Source organism: Burkholderia oklahomensis C6786, from assembly GCF_000959365.1.
In the GTDB taxonomy this organism is placed as follows: domain Bacteria; phylum Pseudomonadota; class Gammaproteobacteria; order Burkholderiales; family Burkholderiaceae; genus Burkholderia; species Burkholderia oklahomensis.
In genome coordinates this window covers 967,657-985,192 of sequence record NZ_CP009556.1, presented here as the reverse complement: position 1 = coordinate 985,192, position 17,536 = coordinate 967,657, and the positions used below count along the sequence as shown (strand labels likewise).

Sequence of the window (17,536 nt, the reverse complement as noted above, 5' to 3'; positions counted from 1 at the left end):
GTCGTCGGTCGACGCGCGCCGGGGCGGTCGGGTCTGACGCGTTCATCGAATTTGCGGAATCGATTGTTCTCCGATTCGCCGATTCGCCTGCCCGCGGAATCGCAGCTCCGATCGTTCACCGGTTCGATCATCCTCCGGTTCGCCGGCCAGTTCGCTCGTCGATTCGCTCGATTCGCTCGACTGTCAGGCGAACGTCGCAGCAAGCTCTCGCTCGGCGGCGTCGAATGCGTTCCGGATCGCCGCGAGCGGATCGTCGCCCATCATGTGCGGAATCGGCTTCAGCTCGTAGTCGCGCGTGATCAGATCGAGGCGGACGTCGTACGTCGGGTCCGAGGTGCCGGCGCCGAGCGCCTCGATCGCGAGGTGGCAACCGGCGAGGCGCGCGCTGTATCGCTCCAGACGGATCAATTGGATGCTCGCCTCGGCTTCGAGTTGCGCTGATCCGGCAAAGCCGAAATAGGCGATCTGCATTCCAATTCCCATGATCCTTTCTCCCCTGGCGCTCATACGGCAAAGCGAATGACATGCCGGAGCGCTAAGTATTGCGTCCATCCTTGGGGCGCCTGATTAGCATCTTCCGGTTCTTCGACGGACGCCGCTTGACATGCGTCAAGCGTGAGGCCGATATCGGACGCGCCGCTCACCGACGGTCCCGATGCGCATCGACTTCGCCGCGCAGCCGCGCATCGTCACACCGGCTTTGTCGAGCCGCGTTGACCGCGATCAATCGGCGCGCACCGATCCGGCTTAACGTGGTGTCGACCCGATTTTCCGCATCCGGACAGCGCGATGAAAAAACCGACGACTCCACGCGTGAAGCGGCGCTCGGCTTCCGCCGCACGCGCCATCGGACGGCGCGCGCCGCTGCGCCGCACACGCGCCGCGCCGAAGAGCCGCCCGCCGCTGTCGGCCGCCGTCGAGCGGCTCGTGTCGAGCCCGACGTACCGGCAGGCCGGCGAAGATCTCGCGTTCCTCCAGCGTCCCGAGATGTGCGGCGTGCGGCTGCAGCTCGATTATTGGAAGACCGAAGAAACGCTGCAGCGCTTCGGGATCAGCGATACGGTCGTCGTCTACGGCAGCACGCGGATCGTCGCGCCCGCCGCCGCGCGCGCCCGGCTCGCCGACGCGCAGCACCGGCTCGCCGCGCATCCGAACGATCCCGAACGGCGGCATGCGGTCCGGGTCGCGGTGCGTCTGCTCGAGCGCAGCCAATACTACGGCGTCGCGCGCGACCTCGGCCGGCTCGTCGGCGAGACCGCGCGCGCGCCGCATCCGCGCCGCCTCACGATCATCACGGGCGGCGGCCCTGGCATCATGGAAGCCGCCAATCGCGGCGCGCACGAAACGGGCGCGCCCAGCATCGGGCTCAACATCACGCTGCCGCGCGAGCAATTCCCCAACCCGTACGTGACGCCGGAGCTGTGCTTTCGCTTCCACTATTTCGCGATCCGCAAGCTGCACCTGCTCGAACGCGCGAAAGCCGCCGTGTTCTTTCCCGGCGGCTACGGCACCTGCGACGAACTGTTCGAAGTGCTGACGTTGCTGCAGACCCGCAAGATCGCACCCCTGCCCGTCGTGCTGGTCGGCCGCGCATTCTGGCGCGCGGCGGTCGATTTCGCGTTTCTCGTCGACGAAGGGATGATCGATCCGCGCGACGTCGAGCTGTTCCGATTCTGCGAAACCGCCGACGAGATCTGGGCGGCGATCGGCGGTCCGCATCGTTCCGCGTGAGCGCGCGGCCCGGATTCAGGGTTCTCACGTAAGGCGTCTCCGCATCCGCGCCCGGTCCCGCGGGTTCCTCCGTAAGGCGCTTTCCTACGTCGGCGAAAGCGCGCATACCGGTTGTAGGAAAACACCGATAGCCCCGCCGCATTTCCTACGACAAGCTCGGTGTGCGCTGCTTGGAGCGCACCGTGCGCCGCCCGATACTGTCATTGCAGGCACGCATCACGCGACGCGCGCAACAAGAATCGCTCCACCGCAATCAGGAGGCCGCCATGTCATACCAAGACGCCTACACCGAATCGGGCCACCTCGCTTTTGGTCGCGACGAAGCCGCGCCCGCCGCCGCATCGGAGCGCGCCGCGCGAACGCAGCCGGCAGCGTCGGCCGACCGGGCCGACGCGCTGCTCGCGCTCGCGCGCAAAGCGGGGATGCTCGTCACGCTCGACGGGCAGATCGGCCGCGAACGCTATCAGAGCGTTGCAGGCTCCCTCGCATCGCTGATGCGCTTTGCGAGCGCGCTCGAACAATCACTGCTCGACGGAGACCGCTGACATGCTCGCCTGCGCCAATCCGGCGTGCTGCTCGCGGTGTCGCAACGCGCGCGTTCCGCGCGCGGCGACCGCCCGTGCCCGCAGCCGCCGCACCCATTCCGCGTCGCGCCGCTACGCGTCCGGCTGCCGTTAGCCGGGCCGCTCGCGCGGCTTCGTTTCGTCCAGCCGCCTCCGCGGTCGTCTACGTTCGCTTTCGTCTCTTTTCGTCTCGCGAGCCATGCGCAGCTTCATCCTCCCGCGCGCTCGCGAGCGTCTTTTCTTCCGACTCGATCGTTCGTGAATCCACGCGGCGCGCAGCGGCCGGCGGCGGCGTGCGCGTCACGCGGCATCGCATTTGCCGCGCGGCGCGCTTCGAACGTTGCGCGTGGTGGCCGGCGCGGCGCATCAAACGCGACGCGCGTGCAGCGCGCGCATCCCGTCCGCGCCGCCCGGCATCGCTTCCGTCACTCGACGATCAGATCGTCGACGACCGCCCGCACGCCGCGCATCGACCACGCGGCGCCGCGCGCGACCGCACGCTCCGCATACGAGTCGACCTTGCCCGTCAGCGTGACGGTGCCGTCCTTGACCGTCACGTCGATGTGCTTCGCCTCGCGCTCCGCATGGCGCTGCATCGCGCGCCGGATGCCGCCCGCGATCTCGTCGGCGCTGACGTCGCCGAGAATCGCGATCTCGTTCGTCACGCCGGTCACGCCGCGCATCTGCGCAATCGCGCGGACCGCGACGTGACTCTGATACGCCCAGTCGACCTTGCCCGACACCGTCACCCAGCCCGATTCGACCTGCACCTGGACGGCCGCGTCGTGCAGCCCCACGGTCCAGTGCAGGATCGAGCGCGCGGCGTCGGCGATCTCCTCGTCGGAACGGACGTCGTCTTGCGGCAGCCGCACCTGCACGTCGACGACGACCGCCCGCACGCCCGCGACCCGGTTCGCCGCCTTCTCGGCCGCGAGCTTTTCCGCGTAGCTCGACGGATGGCCCGTCAACGTGACGATGTGTCCGGCGACGTCGACGTTGAAATGCGCGACGTCGATCATCGGATTGCCCGTCAGTTCCTCTTCGACTTCCTGCTTGATCTGCCTATCGGTTTTCATCGCTTGCTCCACCTGAAAACACGGCGCGAATCCGCCGCTTCAGGACAGCTTTGCATACGCGCGATGCGGGATTTCTGATGCACGTCAAGTGCGATTCGGCACGTCGCGACGCGGTGGCCAGAAGATCGGGACGCACGCCGTCCGCGCGACAGGGTTCGCGATCGCGGCGACGCATTCGATGCCGCGCGCGGAAGCGCCGCGCGTTTCGGACTTCATCGGACTCGCCTGCATTCTTCAGTCGGTTGCGTCGAATGCCAGGATCGGCGCGAGCTTCGCCTCGACGCCGTTCATCTCGGTGATCTCGATCATCCAGCGCTCGAACTTCGTCATGCGAATCAGCGCGAACGAGATCGTCACCGCCAGCAGACAAGCCACCCATGCGAAGCTCGGATGTCGCATCGCTCATCCCCGCAAACCGCACGAATCATGCCGAACGCATAAAGCCGCGCGGATTTGACGCACGTCAACAATCATGCGTGCGACCGTCCGCCGCTTCCGCGTCATCGGCCTATAGTGGCGCCCTGCATTGGTGCGACTGCGTTGACTTGGCTCAACGCGCGCAGGCATGCGTAGCGCATCCTATAAAAAAGATGCTTCGCGTGCTGCCGATGAGGCTCGCACGTTCGTGCGTCAAGCGCCGCTCCGCCGGAGATCCGATGCGCCGACACCGCTCTCCCCGCGCCGAGACGAACGTTCGCGTCCAGCCTCCGACCGCGGCCCGCATGCAGCCGGCGCAATGCCGGTCCCGACAACCCAGCGACGAACATCATCATGTCACCTCGTTCCCGGTTCACTTGGCGCATGGCCGTCTTCGGCCCCGGCTTCCGGCCCGTCTCGCGGATCGTCGCTGCCGACGCGTCGACGGGCGCGCCCTCCGTCGTCACGCCGCCGACCGACGTCGCGGTGCTCGTCTATCACCGCTTCTCGAACGCGTCCCGCTCCGATCCGATGACGATCAGCACCGCGACGTTCGAAGCGCAGCTCGCGTACCTGCGCCGCCTCGGCTACCGGATCGTTCCGCTGCGCGACATCGTTCGATGGCTGCGCGGCGAGCACGTCGTGCTGCCGCCGAAGGCGGTCGCCCTGACGATCGACGAAGGACACGCGTCGATCTTCGAATGGGCAAGGATGATCGCGCTGCGCGAGCAAGTGCCGATCACGCTGTTCGTCTATCCGTCGGCGGTGGGCGACGCGCCCGGCTCGCTCACCTGGCATCAGCTGCGCGTGCTGCACAAGACCGGCTGGTTCGACGTTCAGTCGCATGCGTGGTGGCATCCCGATCTGAACGCCATGCACCGGTCGTCCGAGGCGTTTCGCGACGCGACGCGCGCGCAGTTTGAACAGGCGCGCACGCGCATCGAGCGCGAAATCGGCAACAAGGTCGACCTGCTCGCGTGGCCGTTCGGCGCGTTCGACAGCGAGCTCGGCACGCTTGCGCGCGAAGCCGGCTACGTGGCCGGCTTCACGCTCGAGCCGAGCAAGATCCGGCTCGACACGCCGCTTCTCACGCTGCCGCGCTTTCTGATGGTCGAGGAATGCACGCCGCCCGTGCTGCGGCGGCTGCTCGCGAAGACCTCGGAAGAGCGCGAGGAAGCCGCGCGGCGATGATACGACCGGCAGCGGCGAGCGGGTAAATGGAGTCGACGGGGACGGCGATGCCGGCGTGATCGGCGCGGCGATCAGGATCGGCGTAGCCGCCCAGCTCGCGAACCGCGGCGGTATCCGCAAAGTGCCCTGCACTGGCGAGGCCGCCGCAAAAGACACGCGCGCCCTGCAAGGCACGGCGATCGCGTCGCGCCCGACGGCGTTCGAAACACGCGCCATCGACCACCCCCGTCACCGCCCCGCAGGTTCGTCCCACCCGCCGCCCAGCGCCGCATACAGCGCGACCGTATCCTGCAGCCGCTGCGCGCTCGCCTGCACCCACGCGAGCCGCGCCTGCCGGTATTGCTGATCGGCGGTCAGCACCTGCAGATAACCGGCCGTGCCCGTCTCGTATTCGATCGCCACGAGCCGCAGCGCCTCATGCGCCGCATCCATCGCGCGCGCCTGCGCGTCGAGCCCCGCCGCGTCGTGATCGAGCGCGCGCAACGTATCGGCGACCTGAGCAAACGCACTCAGCACCACTTGCCGATACGCGGCGCTCGATTCGTCGAATGCGTCGATCGCGGCCTTGCGCTGATACCACAGCGCGCCGCCATGAAAGAGTGGCGCGGTGATCCCCGCTCCGACGCTCCACGTCTTGCCCGCCGCGTTGAACAGCGACGGCAGCCGCGTCGCGTCGAAGCCGCCCGACGCCGACAGCGTGACGCTCGGAAACAGCGCCGCCGTCACGACGCCGATGTTCGCGCTTGCCGCATGCAGCGCGGCCTCGGCCTGCAGGATGTCGGGCCGGCGGCGCACGAGCTCCGACGGCACCGTCTGCGGCAGCCGCGGCGGCAACGCGATGTCGGCGAGCGACAGCTTCGGCGGCGCCCGCTCGGCCGGATAGCGGCCCGCGAGCGTCGCGAGCAGATCGTCCGCCTGACCGATCTTCTGCTCGAGCGCGGGCAGCGACGCATCGAGCGACGCGCGCGACGCGTCGAGCGCCAGCACGGCCGAGTACGCGCTCGTGCCGGCGCTCACCTGCGCGCGCGTGAGGCGGATCTGCTCGTCCGTCAGCGCGATCAGTTCGCGCGTGACCGCGATCTCGTCCGCATAGGCGGCGCGCGCAATCATCGTGTTGACGACGTTCGACGCGAGCGTCAGGCGCGCCGCCGCGAGCGCGTGACGCTGCGCGTCCGCCTGCGCGGCGAGCCCTTCGACGCCGCGCCGCTCGCCGCCCCAGATGTCGAGCGCGTAGCTGATCGTCGTCGACAGCGTGAACAAGTTGAAGATCGACGCGGGCAGATTCGCGCCCGTGCGCAGCGGCACGTAGCGCTGCCGCGACGCGCCCGCCTGCGCATCGACCTGCGGATAGAACACGCCCGCGCCCGCCATCAGCTCGTGCTCGCTGCGTCTGAGCGTCGCCTGCGCGCCGGCGAGCGTCGCGCTGCCGGCGAATGCGTCGTCGACGGCCGCGTCGATCTCGGGCGAGCCGAACAGACGCCACCACGCATCGGGCAACGGCGCATCGGGCGCGAACGTCTGCGTCGCACCGCTCGCGGTGAAGCTCGTGCGCGCGGCGCCGTCCGGCACGAATGCGTCGACGTGCGGCGGCTCGGGCCGGACGAAGTCGGGGCCGACCGCACAACCGGCGACGAGCGACGCGCCGCCGAGCGCGATCGCCGCGAAGCGCAGCCGGCACCGGCGTGCGCGGCTAATCGGACGCGATGTACACATCGACGATCTGCCCCGGGAACAGCCGCAGATCCTTGTGCGGCACGACGCGGAAGATCACGGGCAGCACGCGCACGTCGACACGCTCGGCCCGCTGATCGGACAACTGAATTTTCGGCGTCACGTAAGGCTGCACGCGAACGAACTCGAGATCCGCCTCGGTCGGCGTGCCGCGCACCGACATGTGCGCTTTCGGCATCTTGCCGGCCGGCAGCCGGCTGATCAGGATCTCGTCGACGTAGCAGCGCACCTGCAGGCGGTTCGCCGACGAGCCGACCACGATTGCGGGCGCGGCGCCCTGCGTGTACGTGTCGTACATGCCCTGCGGCGACAGATACGAGCCGACCGCCGCGTTCATCGCGAGCACGACGCCGTCCGCGGGCGCGCGCAGCGTGTAGTGCGCGAGGAGCGCGGCCGACGCGTCGGCCGCCTTGCGCAGCGCGGCGACCTGCCTCTCCTGATTGCGGACGTCGTAGACCCATGCGCCCGCGCGCGTCAGCCGATACTGGCGCGTGACCACGTCGAGGTTCGCGCGCGCGACCTTCACGCCGTTCGACGCGTTGTCGAGCGCGTCGCGGCTCACCGTCTTCGGATCGATCGCGAACGCGCGCTGCTGCTTGTCGTACTGGTCCTGCGCGGTCTTCAGGCTCGCGGCGGCCGCGTCGACCTGCGCGGCGGCGACGTCGAGCGTCTCGCGGCGCGGCTGCGCGTTCAGTTCGTCGAGCATCGACTGCGCGGCATCCGCTTGCGCGGCGAGCTGCGCGGCGGTCGCCTTCTGCACCGAATCGTCGAGCGCGAGGAGCGCGTCGCCCGCCTTCACCGCGTCGCCCTCGCGCACGAAGATCTGCGTGACCGCGCCGGTGACGTCCGGATAGAGGTTGACGTTCGCGCCGGACGTCTGGTCGCTCTCGACGATGCCCGTCGCATAGACGCCGCGCGTGTACGGATTCGACGCCGGCTTGAACACGGGCGGCTGCGGCGGCTCCTGGATGCTGTAGACCCACGCGGCGACGACGCTCGCGAGAAACCCCACGATCGCGATCAGGAAGACGAGCCGCTGCTTCACTCGCCACCTCCGTTCTCGATCGCCATGAGCTTGCCGTCCTCCATCCGCAGGATGCGGTCCGCGTAGTCGAAGATGCGGCTGTCGTGCGTGACGATCACGATGCAGCGCTTGTCGTTGAGCACCTTGTGCTTGACGAAGTCGATGATCGTGCGGCCCGTGTCGCCGTCGAGCGACGCGGTCGGCTCGTCGAGGATCAGGATGTCGGGCTGGCTGACGATCGCGCGCGCGATCGCGACACGCTGCTGCTCGCCGCCCGACAGCTTCACGGGCGGCAGCGTCGCGCGGTTTCCCAGGCCGACGACGTCGAGATATTCGTGCGCCGCGTCGATCGCGAGGCTCCACTCGCGACGCTTCAGGATCAGCGGAATCGCGACGTTCTCGGCCGTCGTCAGGCGCGGAAACAGATGGTAGTCCTGAAATACGAAGCCGATCCGGTTGAGCCGGAATTCGGCGATCGCGTCGTTGTCCTGCGCCCACAGATCGACGCCATCGACGATCACGCTGCCTTCGTCCGGCCGCAGGATGCCGGACATCACGCTGAGCAGGGTCGTCTTGCCGCTGCCCGACGGCCCGACGATCAGCAGCATCTCGCCGAAGCGCGCCTGCACCGATACGTCGAAGAGCGCGCGCGTGCGCGCCTCGCCCTCACCGAACCACTTGGTGAGCCCGCGCGCATCGATCGCCAGCCCCGCCATCGTCATCCCCTGAAAATGTCGAACGGCTCGATCCGCAACACGCGACGCACGCCGAGATAGCTCGACAGCCCGGCGATCACGACGACCATGCCGAACGCGAGCGCGAGATTGCCGTAAGTAATGAGCGCCGCGTAGCTCGGCAGGCGCAGCCGCGCGATGCTGATGAGCACGGTGCAAAGACCGACGCCCAGGCCATAGCCGGTGAGCGCGGTGAACGTCGCCTGGAACAGGATCATCGCGACGAGCTCGCGGTTCTTCGCGCCGATCGCCTTCAGCGCGCCGAATTTCTCGAGGTTCTCGAGGATGAACGTGTAGAACGTCTGGCCCGAGATCGACAGCCCGACGATGAAGCTGATCGCGGTCATCAGCAGGATGTTCGTGCCGACGCCCGTCTCGTACTTGTAGAAGTCCGAGATGTGCTTCATGAATTCTTCTTTGGTATATGCGCGATAGCCGAGCGCGGCGACCGCCTGCTTGATGTGCGCGATGTCCGGCTCCGACTTCGGCTCGACGAGGATGTACGACGTCGTGTAGCGCGTCGACGGGATGTAGCGCGTCGCGCGCGCGTAGGTCGTGTAGAGCGTCGGCGTGCCGAACAGGCCGCTGCTCGCGACCTTCGCGATGCCGACGATCACGCCGCGGTTGTCGTTCAGCTCGAACGTCGTGCCGAGCGCCGGGTTCTTCAGCTTCGGGAACTCGGCGTCGTCGATCGCGATGAAGCCGTTTTCCGCGTAGATGTCCTCGATGCGGCCCGCCTTCATCGTCGGGCGGCCGAGCAGGCTCGTGTCGTCGAGGCCGATCACGGTGACGGCCTGGTAAGTGCCGTCGCCGAGCTTGACGAGCGCGCCACCCGAATAGATCGGCACCGCGTACTTGACGCCGTCGATGCTGCGCACCGCGTCGAGCACGTAATCCGGCATCCCGATGCTGCTCGCGATCGTCTGCACGCCCGGATCCATCACCCACACCTTCGAGCCGATGTTGATGACGGTCGACGACGACTTGTTCAGGATCCCTGCGAACAGCGACGTCATCTCGACCATCAGGAACACGGCAAACGTGATCCCGACGATCAGCGCGGTGAACTTCGCGCTGTCGTTGACGAGCAGCTTGAACGCGAGCCTGAGGATCCCGTTCACGATGCGTCGCGCGCAGCTCCCCGGCGACGATGGACGAACGCGACGCGCTGCCGCGCGAACGCGGGGGCGAAGATCGGCCGGTAATACAGATCGACGAAGCCGAGCCCGCCCGCCACGATCGCGAACAGCACGAAGTACGGGGCCGAGCCGTCGGCGACGAACAACCCGCGTACCGCGGCGATCAGGCCGACTTGCGAAGCGAACACGGCGACGGTCGAAGCGATCGCCTTGCGGTCAGGATGCGTCATGTCGTTCTCCTTGTTCTCGGGGCGCGCGAAACGCGCTCACAATTCCACTTGACGCTCGGCTTCCTCGCCCCGCACGAGCAGGACCGGGCAGTGCGACGTGCGCAGGAAGCGCTCGGCGACGCTGCCGAGCACGACGCGCCGCACGCCGCGGCGACCGTGCGTGCCCAATACGACGAGATCCGCGCCGTTCTGCTTCACGCAGCGCTCGAGCGCCTGGGCGATTTCCTCGCCGATGCCGGCCGTCTCGAACAGCTCCGCTTCGCCCTTCACCTGCGCGGCCTCCATCACCTTTTCCGCTTCGCCGAGCGCCTTGCGGCCGTCGTCGCGAAAACCTTCGAGAAGCGCGTTCGGGTCGAAATGGCCCGCGTAGCTGAACACCACCGACTTGTCGACGACGTACACCGCATGAACCCGTCCGCCCGTCGCCTTCGCGATCTTGATCGCTTCGTCGAGGCCGCGCTTCGAGATGTCGCTGCCGTCGAGCGCCACCATGATCTTCTGATACATAAAACCTCCTGATTCAAGTCGATGTCGTTTCGGCGATCCGGCGATCCGGCGCTTTCGGGCGCATCGAGAAAAACCGCCGTTCGCATCGGAATCCTCCATCGTTGCGAGGAACCGTTCGGGATGCCGAAAACATGAGTTCATGATCGGGGGGTTCTGCGCACGGAAAGTTGACTTCCGTCAAGCTTCCGCCGCGCGGCATCCGGATTCGTGCATTTCGTCAGGTCAACAGCTCCTCGATGAAACGCGCGTAGTCGCGCCGCGACGCAGCAACCTCGCGCCGGGTCGCGGGCGCCGCGCGCAGCGCCTGCCGCAGGCACGCGTGCGTGAGCGGCGCGACGAGCAGAAGCGGCGTGCGCGTGGCGACGCCGTCGCGAAACTCGCCCGCCTCGACGCCTCGCCGCACGAGCCGGCCAACGGCCGTCGCGACCGCGCGCTCGACCCGCTTCCGCCAGCGCTCGACCGCATGCGGCGCGCGCCGGCTTTCGGCGATCAACAGACGCAGCGTCGCGATCACGGGCTCGCTCGTCGACCACGCATAGAGATCGCCCGCGAGCAGATCGACGATCGCCGCGAGCGAAGCGGGCCCGGCCGGCGCGAACGAAGCCGCCGGCGAATTCGACGCGGCCGGCGGACGCGACGCGCTCGGCTCATTGTGTGCGTCGGCCGCGTTCGATCCGCTCACAGGACCCTGCGCGTAAAGGCCCTGCGCGTACGCCGCGCGTTGCGCGTTCGCGATGCCCGGCTTCCGCGCGCCCGCCGACCGGCGCGCCGACCGCGCCGTCTTCCATGCCTGCGACGCCTTCGCTGCCTTCGAAGTCGCCGGCAGCGGCGGCATCAGCGAGCGCTCGATCAGCGCGTCGAAAATCTCGTCCTTGCTGCCGAAGTGCGTGTAGACGCCGCCCTTCGACATCCCCGCGCGCGCGGCGATGTCGTCGATCCGCGCGCCCGCGAAGCCGCTCGCGGAAAACTCGGCCAGCGCCGCGTCGAGGATCTGGTTGACGCGCACGTCGGCTGGCAGCCGGCAGCGCGGCGGCCTGGCCGGTGCCGCTTCGCGCGCCGTCGCCGCCTGCTCGATGCCGTTCCGGTTTCGCATGGTCCGTCGCCGCTTCGCCGCCCTGCGGGCGGCCGTTCGTTGTGTCGTTTCGTTTCGCGATGCGCGACGTCCGCGCGGCGGGCGCACCCGAATCGGGCATGGCGACATCTTAAAAACTGACCAGTCGGTATCTCACTGACTCAGATCAAGATAAGACACGGTAATCGTCGGATATAAAGGGACACGAGAGAGCGTCGCGCGACGGTGAGCATTTTCGGGAGCGCGCGCGGCGTCCACGAAGAACAGTCGGCTTCATCGACCACCGAGGATATGACCATGCGCAACGATGCGCGCCACGACGAACGGCATCAGCGGCGACACCGCATCGCGCACCGCGTGTCGCGGCATGCCGCCGCGCTCGCGCTGTGCGCGGCCGTGTCGGGCTGCCTGTCTCTCGCGCCCGACTACGCGCGCCAGCCGCCGCCCGTGCCCGCTGCCTATCCGGCCTATCCGGCCGACCCGACGGGCGCCGATGCGCGCGCGCTCGACCAATTCGACTGGCGCCAGTATTTCGTCGATCCGCGGCTGCAAGCGCTGATCGAAACCGCGCTCGCGAACAACCGCGATCTGCGGATCGCGACGCAGCGCGTCGAGGAAGCGCGCGCGATGTACGGGATCCGCCGCGCGGACCAGTTTCCGACGATCACCGCGAACGCCGCGTACATCCGCTTCCGCGAGCCGGGCGGCCTGCTGCTGCCGAACCCGATCCTCGGCGAGCTGTATTCGGCGTCGCTCAGCGAAGTCCAGTGGGAGATCGACTTCTGGGGCCGCGTGCGCAACCTGAAGGCCGCCGCGCTCGATTCGTTCCTCGCGAGCGACGCGTCGCGCCGCGCGGTGACGATCAGCCTGATCGGCCAGGTCGCCGATGCGTATCTGTCGCTTTGCGCGTACGACGAGCGCCTCGCGCTGACGAACGAGACGATCGCGAGCCGCCGCGATTCGCTGCGGATCTTCCGGCGCCGCTACGAGGAAGGCGCGATCTCGAAACTCGATCTGACGCAATCGGAAATCCTGCTGCAGCAGGCGCAGACGCTCGGCTCGCAGCTTCAGCAGGCGCGCGACGTGCAGCAGCATGCGCTCGATCTGCTCGTCGGCGCGAGCGCGCCGGCGCAGACGCCCGCGTCGCTCGTCGACGCGAGCATCGCGCCGAACCTCGCGCCCGGCCTGCCGTCGGCGCTGCTGGCGAACCGCCCCGACGTCGTCGCAGCCGAGTATCAGCTGCGCGCCGCCCACGCGAACATCGGCGCCGCACGCGCGGCGTTCTTCCCGCGCATCGCGCTGACGAGCTCGATCGGCACCGGCAGCACCGAGCTGCACAACCTGTTCGCGTCCGGCACGACCGCGTGGAACTTCATTCCGAATCTGTCGATGCCGATCTTCGACGCGGGCCGCAACATCGGCAACCTGAAGCTCGCGAAGGCGCGCCGCGAAGAAGCGGTCGCGCAGTACGAGAAGACGATCCAGTCGGCGTTTCGCGACGTCGCCGACGCGCTCGCCGCGCGCCACTGGCTCGCCGATCAGGTCCGCATCGCGCAGGACACGCTCGCGACGCAGTCCGAGCGCGCACGGCTCGCGAAGCTGCGCTACGACAGCGGCGCCGCGCGCTTTCTCGAAGTGCTCGACGCGCAGCGCGACTTGCTGAGCGCGCAGCAGCAGCTCGTGCAGACGCGCCGCGCGCTGCTGTCGAGCCGCGTCGCGCTGTACTCGGCGCTCGGCGGCAATCTAGCCGAGCCCGCGCGCGACGCCGCGCCATCGTCCTCCTCCACCGAACCCTCAGTGAAATAAGGTCCGTTGTCATGATCCAGGTCACCAGGAAGCAGATCGTCGCCGCGTCCGCCGTCGTCGCGGTCGCGCTCGGCGGTTACTACGGCTGGACGCTGTTGCGCCATCAGGGCCCGGGCAACGGCTTCGCGAGCGGCAACGGCCGCATCGAGGCCACCGAGATCGATGTCGCGACGAAGCTGCCCGGCCGCATCGACGACATCCTCGTCGACGAAGGCGATTTCGTGAAGGCGGGCCAGCCGCTCGCGAAGATGGAGATCCAGGTGCTGCACGCGCAGTACGACGAAGCGACCGCGCAGCGGCAGCGCGCGCTGAACACGGCGGCCGGCATCGAGTCGCAGGTCGCGCAGCGCCGGAGCGACAAGGTGGCCGCGCAGGCGATGGTCGTGCTGCGCGAGAGCGAGCTCGACGCCGCGAAGCGCCGGCTCGTGCGGTCGGAGACGTTGTCGCGCGAAGGCGCGTCGTCGATGCAGGAGCTCGACGACGATCGCGCGCGCAGCCGCAGCGCGCAAGCGGCCGTGTCCGCGGCGGCCGCGCAGGCCGCCGCCGCGCAGGCCGCGATCGAGGCGACCGAAGCGCAGCTCGTCGCCGCGCATTCGGCGGTGACGGCGGCCGATGCGACCGTCGCGCGCGTGCAGGCCGACATCAATGACAGCGAGCTCGTGTCGCCGCGCGACGGCCGCGTTCAATACCGCGTCGCGCAGCCGGGCGAAGTGCTGCCCGCGGGCGGCAAGGTGCTGAATCTCGTCGATCTGTCCGACGTCTACATGACGTTCTTCCTGCCGGAGACGGTCGTCGGCAAGGTCGCGCTCGGCGCCGATGCGCGGATCATCCTCGACGCCGCGCCGAACTACGTGATTCCCGCGACCGTGTCGTTCGTCGCGAGCACCGCGCAGTTCACGCCGAAGACCGTCGAGACCGCGAACGAGCGGCAAAAGCTGATGTTCCGAGTGAAGGCGCGGATCGACCGCGAGCTGCTGCAAAAACATCTGAAGCTCGTGAAGACCGGGCTGCCCGGCGTCGCGTGGGTCCGCGTCGACCAGAGCAAGCCGTGGCCCGCGCAATTGATGGTCAAGGTTCCGCAGTGAGCACGCCGAGCGTCGTTCGATTCACGGACGTCAGCCTGCGCTACGGCAAGACGGTCGCGCTCGACCGGATCACGCTCGACGTCCCCGCCGGCCTCACGATCGGCCTGATCGGGCCGGACGGCGTCGGCAAGTCGAGCCTGCTCGCGCTCGCGTCCGGCGCGCGCGCGCTGCAGACGGGCGGCGTCGATGCGCTCGACGGCGACATGCGCTCGCGCCGCCATCGCGAGCGCGTGTGCCGGCGCATCGCATACATGCCGCAGGGGCTCGGCAAGAATCTGTATCCGACGCTGTCGGTCGAGGAGAACCTGCAGTTCTTCGCACGCCTGTTCGGCCACGACGCCGGCGAGCGCCGCCGCCGGATCGATGCGCTCACGCAGAGCACGGGCCTCTTGCCGTTCCTGTCGCGGCCGGCGGGCAAGCTGTCGGGCGGGATGAAGCAGAAGCTCGGCCTGTGCTGCGCGCTGATCCACGATCCCGACCTGCTGATCCTCGACGAGCCGACGACGGGCGTCGATCCGCTCGCGCGCGCGCAGTTCTGGGATCTGATCGCGCGGATCCGCTCGGAGCGGCCGACGATGAGCGTGATCGTCGCGACCGCGTACATGGACGAGGCGCAGCGCTTCGACTGGCTGATCGCGATGGACGCGGGCCGCGTGCTCGCGACGGGCGCGCCCGCCGAGCTGCTCGCGCGCACCGGCTGCGACACGCTCGAAGCGGCGTTCATCGCGCTCTTGCCCGAGGACAAGCGGCGCGATCACAAGCCGGTGAAGATCGAGCCGCTGCGCGCCGACGCGCAGGCGGGCATCGCGATCGAAGCGCGCGGCCTGACGATGCGCTTCGGCGACTTCACCGCGGTCGATCACGTGAGCTTCCGGATCCGCCGCGGCGAGATCTTCGGCTTCCTCGGCTCGAACGGCTGCGGCAAATCGACGACGATGAAGATGCTCACGGGCCTCCTGCCCGCGACCGAAGGCGACGCGCAGTTGTTCGGCAAGCCGGTCGATCCGAAGGACATCAACACGCGCCGGCGCGTCGGCTACATGTCGCAGGCGTTTTCGCTCTACAGCGAGCTGACGGTGCGGCAGAACCTCGTGCTGCACGCGCGCCTCTTCGGCGTGCCGGCCGCCGGCATCGGCGCACGCGTCGACGAGATGGCGCGCCGCTTCGGCCTCACCGACATCTACGACACGCTGCCCGACAGCTTGCCGCTCGGGATGCGTCAGCGGCTGTCGCTCGCGGTCGCGATGGTCCACAAGCCGGAGCTGCTGATCCTCGACGAGCCGACGTCGGGCGTCGATCCCATCGCGCGCGACGGCTTCTGGCAATTGATGATCGATCTCGCACGCCGCGATCAGGTGACGATCTTCATCTCGACGCACTTCATGAACGAAGCGGAGCGCTGCGACCGGATCTCGCTGATGCACGCGGGCCGCGTGCTCGCGAGCGACTCGCCCGCGGAGCTCGTGCGCGCGCGCGGCGCGGCGACGCTCGAAGACGCGTTCATCGGGTATCTCGTCGACGCGTCGGCGGAGGCGCAGGACGGCGGCGACGCGGCGGGAGGGGCGAGTTCCGCGCATCCGCAACGCGCGGCCGGCGCGAATGCCGATGTCGATGCCGATGTCGATGCCGATGCCGATGCCGATGCCGATACTCGCGCCGATGCGAACGCAAGAGCCGGCGCGCGAGCCGGCGGCGCGGTCGGCGGTCGAGCCGACGTGAAGCGCGCGGCCGACATCGGCGCGGCAGACGAAGCAAGCGCCCGGGCCAAAGCTCCGGTCGGAGACGAAATAAAGGACCGCGCCGATGCCGGAGCCGAAGGCGAAATCCGCGGCGAAACCGAAACGGGAGCCGAATCCGGAGCCGAAGTCGGCGTCGAAACGGGAGCGAAAGCAAAAACCGTGGCCGGCGGCGATGCCCACGCCCGTCACGATGCCGTCACCTCGGCCGGCGGCGATGCCGTCGCCGGCGCCGGAATCGAACTCGAAACCCAAACCCGAAACGGAGCCGGCGCCGCGTCACGCGCCATATCCGGAGCCCCCGACGCCCCCGCCCCGCTCGTCGCTTCGCCGCCATCCGAACCCGACGCGAACGACCCGCCCCATCGCGCCTTCAGCGCCCAGCGCGCGCTTAGCTACATGTGGCGCGAGATGCTCGAACTGCGCCGCGATCCGGTTCGCGCGACGCTCGCGCTGATCGGCTCGCTCGTGCTGATGTGCGTGATCGGCATCGGCATCAGCCTCGACGTCGAGGACCTGACCTACGCCGTGCTCGACCGCGACCAGACCGAGCTGAGCCACGACTACGCGCTGAACCTGTCCGGCTCGCGCTACTTCGTCGAGCGGCCGACGCTGTCCGACTACGCGGAGCTCGATCGCCGGATGCGCAACGGCGAGCTGTCGCTCGCGATCGAGATCCCGCCGAACTTCGCGCGCGACGTCGAACGCGGCGCGCCCGTGCAGATCGGCATGTGGATCGACGGCGCGATGCCGCAGCGCGCGGAGACGATCCGCGGCTACGCGATCGGCATGCACACGATGTGGCTCTACGACCAGGCGCGGCATCGCCTCGGCATGACGCCCGCGCCGCGCGCGGACATCATCACGCGCTATCGCTACAACCCGGACGTGAAGAGCCTGCCCGCGATGATCCCCGCCGTGATGCCGCTCCTCCTGCTGATGCTGCCCGCGATGCTGACGGCGCTCGCCGTCGTCCGCGAGCGCGAGCTCGGCTCGATCCTGAACCTGTACGTGACGCCCGTCACGCGCACGGAATTCCTGATCGGCAAGCAGGTGCCGTACGTCGTGCTCGCGATGCTGAACTTCCTGCTGATGACGGTGCTCGCGCGGATCGCGTTCGACGTGCCGGTCAAGGGCAGCTTCATGACGCTGCTGCTCGCGGTGCTGATCTTCAACGTCGTCGCGACGGGCATCGGCCTCCTCGCATCGACGTTCACGCGCAGCCAGGTCGCCGCAATCGTAATGACGATCATCGGCACGATGATTCCGACCGTGCAGTTCGCGGGCCTGCTGACGCCGCTGTCGTCGCTCGAGGGCACCGGGCGCTTCATCGGCCTCGTCTATCCGGCGACCTACATGCTGTCGATCAGCCGCGGCGTGTTCAACAAGGCGCTGTCGCTCCCCGATCTCTACTCGCAGTTCTGGCCGCTCGCCGCATCGGTGCCGGTGATCCTCGGCGCGACCATACTGCTCTTGAAAAAACAGGAACGCTGA

Annotated in this window: 16 protein-coding genes; 6 read left to right on the top strand and 10 right to left on the bottom strand. The window is 68.5% G+C overall.

Features of this window, described 5'->3' with window-relative positions; genetic code table 11:
• Nucleotides 1–183: 183 nt before the first annotated feature.
• On the bottom strand, nucleotides 184–471 hold the full coding sequence (locus BG90_RS22260) for a hypothetical protein (RefSeq protein WP_010110398.1): 288 nt from the start codon (nucleotides 469–471) through the stop codon (nucleotides 184–186).
• A 318-nt stretch (nucleotides 472–789) separates the two neighbouring features.
• Here BG90_RS22260 and BG90_RS22255 point away from each other — a divergent pair, with 318 nt between their 5' ends.
• Both BG90_RS22255 and BG90_RS22250 read left to right on the top strand, forming a co-directional pair.
• Complete coding sequence (locus BG90_RS22255) at nucleotides 790–1,731, top strand: LOG family protein (protein WP_045568397.1); 942 nt, start codon at nucleotides 790–792, stop codon at nucleotides 1,729–1,731.
• Between the two features lie 266 nt (nucleotides 1,732–1,997).
• Nucleotides 1,998–2,276, top strand: coding sequence for a hypothetical protein (locus tag BG90_RS22250; protein WP_025990362.1), 279 nt, complete (start codon nucleotides 1,998–2,000; stop codon nucleotides 2,274–2,276).
• Nucleotides 2,277–2,719: 443 nt separating this feature from the next.
• Here BG90_RS22250 and BG90_RS22245 read toward each other — a convergent pair whose 3' ends face one another.
• A complete protein-coding gene (locus BG90_RS22245) occupies nucleotides 2,720–3,370 on the bottom strand; it encodes a BON domain-containing protein (RefSeq protein ID WP_010110403.1) in 651 nt (216 codons plus the stop codon).
• Between the two features lie 234 nt (nucleotides 3,371–3,604).
• Nucleotides 3,605–3,769, bottom strand: coding sequence for a hypothetical protein (locus BG90_RS22240; RefSeq protein ID WP_010110406.1), 165 nt, complete (start codon nucleotides 3,767–3,769; stop codon nucleotides 3,605–3,607).
• Nucleotides 3,770–4,141: 372 nt separating this feature from the next.
• On the opposite strand from BG90_RS22240, the gene BG90_RS22235 reads away from it, so the two are divergent.
• Nucleotides 4,142–4,978: a polysaccharide deacetylase family protein gene (locus BG90_RS22235; RefSeq protein WP_025990363.1), complete on the top strand. Its 837-nt coding sequence runs from the start codon at nucleotides 4,142–4,144 to the stop codon at nucleotides 4,976–4,978.
• 228 nt (nucleotides 4,979–5,206) lie between these two features.
• On the opposite strand, the gene BG90_RS22230 is transcribed toward BG90_RS22235, so the two are convergent.
• The 7 genes from BG90_RS22230 to BG90_RS22200 all read right to left on the bottom strand — a co-directional run bounded on the left by BG90_RS22230 (nucleotide 5,207) and on the right by BG90_RS22200 (nucleotide 11,436).
• Nucleotides 5,207–6,691 carry an efflux transporter outer membrane subunit gene (locus BG90_RS22230; protein WP_010120458.1) on the bottom strand — a complete coding sequence of 495 codons (1,485 nt, stop codon included), beginning with the start codon at nucleotides 6,689–6,691 and terminating at the stop codon, nucleotides 5,207–5,209.
• The gene (locus tag BG90_RS22225; protein ID WP_010120460.1) at nucleotides 6,669–7,754 is read right to left on the bottom strand and encodes an HlyD family secretion protein; all 1,086 of its coding nucleotides are present in this window, start codon (nucleotides 7,752–7,754) and stop codon (nucleotides 6,669–6,671) included. Before BG90_RS22225 ends, BG90_RS22230 begins: the two co-directional genes overlap by 23 nt.
• Nucleotides 7,751–8,455, bottom strand: a complete 705-nt coding sequence (locus BG90_RS22220) for an ABC transporter ATP-binding protein (RefSeq protein ID WP_010120462.1) — start codon at nucleotides 8,453–8,455, stop codon at nucleotides 7,751–7,753. Before BG90_RS22220 ends, BG90_RS22225 begins: the two co-directional genes overlap by 4 nt.
• Complete coding sequence (locus BG90_RS22215; protein ID WP_010120464.1) at nucleotides 8,452–9,588, bottom strand: ABC transporter permease; 1,137 nt, start codon at nucleotides 9,586–9,588, stop codon at nucleotides 8,452–8,454. Before BG90_RS22215 ends, BG90_RS22220 begins: the two co-directional genes overlap by 4 nt.
• The gene (locus tag BG90_RS22210) at nucleotides 9,585–9,836 is read right to left on the bottom strand and encodes a hypothetical protein (RefSeq protein WP_010110417.1); all 252 of its coding nucleotides are present in this window, start codon (nucleotides 9,834–9,836) and stop codon (nucleotides 9,585–9,587) included. Before BG90_RS22210 ends, BG90_RS22215 begins: the two co-directional genes overlap by 4 nt.
• A 36-nt stretch (nucleotides 9,837–9,872) precedes the next feature.
• Entirely contained in the window at nucleotides 9,873–10,343 is a 471-nt protein-coding gene (locus BG90_RS22205; RefSeq protein ID WP_010110418.1) for a universal stress protein, read from the bottom strand.
• A 217-nt stretch (nucleotides 10,344–10,560) separates the two neighbouring features.
• The gene (locus BG90_RS22200) at nucleotides 10,561–11,436 is read right to left on the bottom strand and encodes a TetR/AcrR family transcriptional regulator (protein ID WP_010120466.1); all 876 of its coding nucleotides are present in this window, start codon (nucleotides 11,434–11,436) and stop codon (nucleotides 10,561–10,563) included.
• Nucleotides 11,437–11,706: 270 nt separating this feature from the next.
• Between BG90_RS22200 and BG90_RS22195 the strand changes: the two genes are divergently transcribed.
• Genes BG90_RS22195 through BG90_RS22185 form a run of 3 tightly spaced genes read left to right on the top strand, consistent with a single transcriptional unit; the run spans nucleotide 11,707 to nucleotide 17,536 of the window.
• The gene (locus BG90_RS22195; protein ID WP_010120468.1) at nucleotides 11,707–13,221 is read left to right on the top strand and encodes an efflux transporter outer membrane subunit; all 1,515 of its coding nucleotides are present in this window, start codon (nucleotides 11,707–11,709) and stop codon (nucleotides 13,219–13,221) included.
• Nucleotides 13,222–13,232: 11 nt separating this feature from the next.
• Nucleotides 13,233–14,306 (top strand): HlyD family secretion protein, encoded by a 1,074-nt coding sequence (locus BG90_RS22190; RefSeq protein ID WP_045568396.1) that lies wholly within the window; start codon nucleotides 13,233–13,235, stop codon nucleotides 14,304–14,306.
• Nucleotides 14,303–17,536, top strand: a complete 3,234-nt coding sequence (locus BG90_RS22185) for an ABC transporter ATP-binding protein/permease (protein WP_010120480.1) — start codon at nucleotides 14,303–14,305, stop codon at nucleotides 17,534–17,536. The genes BG90_RS22190 and BG90_RS22185 overlap by 4 nt, the downstream gene beginning before the upstream one ends.

Coding starts and splice junctions, on each gene's coding strand:
- BG90_RS22190 (WP_045568396.1), top strand. CDS start 13,233: ATGATCCAGGTCACCAGGAAGCAGATCGTCGCCGCGTCCGCCGTCGTC.
- BG90_RS22220 (WP_010120462.1), bottom strand. CDS start 8,455: ATGACGATGGCGGGGCTGGCGATCGATGCGCGCGGGCTCACCAAGTGG.
- BG90_RS22230 (WP_010120458.1), bottom strand. CDS start 6,691: ATGTGTACATCGCGTCCGATTAGCCGCGCACGCCGGTGCCGGCTGCGC.
- BG90_RS22195 (WP_010120468.1), top strand. CDS start 11,707: ATGACCATGCGCAACGATGCGCGCCACGACGAACGGCATCAGCGGCGA.
- BG90_RS22205 (WP_010110418.1), bottom strand. CDS start 10,343: ATGTATCAGAAGATCATGGTGGCGCTCGACGGCAGCGACATCTCGAAG.
- BG90_RS22240 (WP_010110406.1), bottom strand. CDS start 3,769: ATGCGACATCCGAGCTTCGCATGGGTGGCTTGTCTGCTGGCGGTGACG.
- BG90_RS22245 (WP_010110403.1), bottom strand. CDS start 3,370: ATGAAAACCGATAGGCAGATCAAGCAGGAAGTCGAAGAGGAACTGACG.
- BG90_RS22235 (WP_025990363.1), top strand. CDS start 4,142: ATGTCACCTCGTTCCCGGTTCACTTGGCGCATGGCCGTCTTCGGCCCC.
- BG90_RS22210 (WP_010110417.1), bottom strand. CDS start 9,836: ATGACGCATCCTGACCGCAAGGCGATCGCTTCGACCGTCGCCGTGTTC.
- BG90_RS22255 (WP_045568397.1), top strand. CDS start 790: ATGAAAAAACCGACGACTCCACGCGTGAAGCGGCGCTCGGCTTCCGCC.
- BG90_RS22200 (WP_010120466.1), bottom strand. CDS start 11,436: ATGCGAAACCGGAACGGCATCGAGCAGGCGGCGACGGCGCGCGAAGCG.
- BG90_RS22250 (WP_025990362.1), top strand. CDS start 1,998: ATGTCATACCAAGACGCCTACACCGAATCGGGCCACCTCGCTTTTGGT.
- BG90_RS22260 (WP_010110398.1), bottom strand. CDS start 471: ATGCAGATCGCCTATTTCGGCTTTGCCGGATCAGCGCAACTCGAAGCC.